This is a genomic window from Mycobacterium szulgai (assembly GCF_002116635.1).
Taxonomy (GTDB): Bacteria; Actinomycetota; Actinomycetes; order Mycobacteriales; family Mycobacteriaceae; genus Mycobacterium; species Mycobacterium szulgai.
In genome coordinates this window covers 1-2257 of sequence record NZ_LQPW01000094.1, presented here as the reverse complement: position 1 = coordinate 2257, position 2257 = coordinate 1, and the positions used below count along the sequence as shown (strand labels likewise).

Genomic DNA, 2257 nt, shown 5'->3' with positions numbered 1-2257 from the left:
GAACGAACCACAACCGAGACTGCGCATAGGACAACGGAATCCGCTCAGGACGATCCTGAACCACCAACGCTGCGCGCGCCACACCGCCAGGATGGGCGTCCAGCCAAGCCGACAGCCGCGCCACCGTAGGCGCCTCGAACACCGCACGGATCGGAACCTCCACCCCCAGCTCGACCCGAATCCGGGCCGCCAGTCGTGTCACCGTCAACGAGTGACCACCCAACTCGAAAAACGAATCGTCAATCCCAACCCGATGCAGCCCCAGCAGTTCACCGAATAGCCTCGTCAACAACGCTTCCCGAGCATTCCGGGGATCCCGGTAGGCTGCCGTTCGGACGAACTCCGGTCCTGGCAACGCCTTTCGATCCAACTTGCCGTTCGTCGTCAACGGCAACCTGTCGAGCACCATCACCACCGACGGCACCATGAACTCCGGCAATCGCTGCCCCACCAACGCACGTAGCTGCGCGGCGATATCGGAGTCCGCCGTGCCCGGTTGCAGCACCACGTAGCCCACCAGTTGCTCGCCATGCGGGCACACCACCGCTTGGGCCACCCGTGGATCAGCGGTCAATGCGCCTTCGACCTCGCCGGGCTCGATGCGGAACCCGCGGATTTTTATCTGCTCATCGGAGCGGCCGACAAATTCCAAGGCGCCCCGGTGATTCCAGCGCACCACATCCCCCGTCCGATACATGCGTTCTCCGGCGCCCCCGTACGGGCACGCCACAAACCGTGCAGCCGTCAGACCCGACCGTCCCCGATAACCCAGTGCCACGCCGGCACCGGCTATGTACAACTCACCGGCCACCCCCACCGGCACCACACACAAACCCGCGTCCAACACGAACACGCCCACATTGCCCAGCGGGCCACCGATCACCGACGCCTCGGTTACCGCGTCACAGCTGGCCAGCTCGTGATGGGTGGAATGCACCGTGGCTTCGGTTATGCCGTACATGTTGATCAGTCTCGGCCCCCGCGGCCAGCCACGCAGCCGCGACGGATGCAACGACTCCCCGCCGAACACCACCAACCGCAGTGCTGAATCCGCCACGGCCACGGCGCTTTCACGTTCGGCGGCGATCAGTTCGTAAAATGCCGACGGCGTCTGACTTAGCACGGTGACGCGGTCACGAACGATCAGCTGCCACAGTTCGCGCGGCGAGCGCACCGTATGCCAGGGCACCGCCACCACGCGGGCACCATGCAGCAGCGCACCCCACATCTCCCACACCGAGAAATCGAAGGCCGGTGAATGGCACCACGCCCACACATCCGTGGCGCTGAAGTCGCACTCCTGCGCAAGTCCGGCGAACAGCGCCACCACGTTGCGGTGGGTGACGGCAACGGCTTTGGGAACCCCGGTCGACCCGGAGGTGTACATGAGGTAGGCCAGGTCATCGGGTTGAGGCCGCGTGTCCGGATGGTCGGCGACGTCCTCGTCGACGAGCTGATCCAGCAGCAGCCGTGGGACGCTGGTCTCAGGCAGGCTGGGTGCGGTCGCAGCGTCGGTGATCAGCAGCTGTGGGGCGGCATCGGCCAGCATGTCGTTGGTGCGCTGACTGGAGTAGTCCGGATCGATCGGCAGGTAAGCGGCCCCGGTCTGGCTAATCGCCAGCAACGCGGTCGCCAGCTCCACCCCGCGGGGAAGCGCCACGGCGACAATGGTGCCCCGTTGTGCCCCAGCCGTTTTGAGTCCGCACGTCAGCTGGTTGGCCCGGGCTGCCAGCTGCGCGTAGGTCAGGCAGTGCCGGCCGTCTTGTACCGCAGGCGCTTTCGGGGTGCGCGCCACCTGGGCGGCGAACAGCTCGGGAATCGTCGCTTCCGGAATTGCGATAGTCGTGTAGCCGGTACGGTCGCGTGCGGTGGGGTCAACGATCTCGATCGTGTCGATACCCCGGCCGGCATCCACGGTGACCGTCTCCAGGATGCGCAGGTACGCAGCGGCGAACGTTTCGATGGTGCAGCGGTCGAACAGGTCGGTGGCGTACTCGATCAGGCCCGGCAACCGCCGGGGGTACCCGCGACGTGCCGGTGAGTCGAAGAGTTGTATCGATAGATCGAATTTTGCGGTGTGGCTGGATACCGGCAGGGCTTCAGCAGCCAACCCGGGCAACCGCAAACTGGGGACCGGATTGTTCTGCAGCGCAAAGGAAACTCCGAACAGCGGATGGTGTGCGGTGGAGCGGGCCGGGTTGAGCAGTTCCACCAGCCGTTCGAACGGGGCGTCCTGGTTTTCGTATGCCGCCAGCGC

General features: G+C 65.4%; 1 protein-coding gene. It reads right to left on the bottom strand.

Translation table 11 applies throughout. The annotated features are described in order from the left end of the window. Nucleotides 1–2257, bottom strand: a 2257-nt coding sequence (locus AWC27_RS14700) for a non-ribosomal peptide synthetase (protein ID WP_139837007.1), incomplete at both ends; no start/stop codon positions are given.